The following is a 682-nucleotide window of genomic DNA, read 5'->3' on the forward strand; positions in this document are numbered from 1 at the left end:
ATATGTGATCACATCACCAACTTTATTATATGGCCCAACTACTGCAGTTTTGGTTAAACTCAAAGCAGGAGTCTGAGCTATCGGTGTAATTGTCGGATGGTCATTTGTGACATCGTTTCCAGATTTATCTTGAACATCTATTCCAGCAGGACTTGTTCCTTTTGCTAGCGCACTATTTGTAACATTTCCAGCATCAACATCCGACTGAGTAATCGTGTAAGTCACTACATGATTCAACTCAGCACCAGGCAATATTGAACCTGGAATAGGTATTGGAGTAGAACTAATTAATATATCAGTCAATACTATATTACGTAGTATAACATCTCCCGTATTCTTTACAGTAAATGTATATTCAATTGGATCTCCCAATTGGAAAGCTCCTAATGTACCAGTTCCAACATTGGTAACTTTTTTAGTGAGTTTTAGCGCTGGATCTTCTAATATCGGAACTTCAATTTCAGGATTAATGGGTATTAAAGGATCAATCGGATCTACAACAACAGCAGTGTTTTTAACTGTTGTAACTCCTGAAGGAATGTCTGCCGATACCGTAGTGGTAAAGCTAAGCGTCAAAGTACTATTTGCAGGAACTGTTAAGTTCGTCCAGTTGATTTTATTACCAGTTAAAGATCCGCCATGACTGATGCCCGTAGCAGCCGTTAATGTGACTGGCAATACG

General features: G+C 38.7%; 1 pseudogene. It reads right to left on the bottom strand.

What is annotated here, in order from left to right:
* Window positions 1-682 (bottom strand): annotated as a pseudogene (locus R2Q84_RS25210) (hypothetical protein); the annotation flags it as partial.

Origin of the sequence: Pedobacter nyackensis, from assembly GCF_032678475.1 — a bacterium.
GTDB classification, from domain to species: Bacteria; Bacteroidota; Bacteroidia; order Sphingobacteriales; family Sphingobacteriaceae; genus Pedobacter; species Pedobacter nyackensis_A.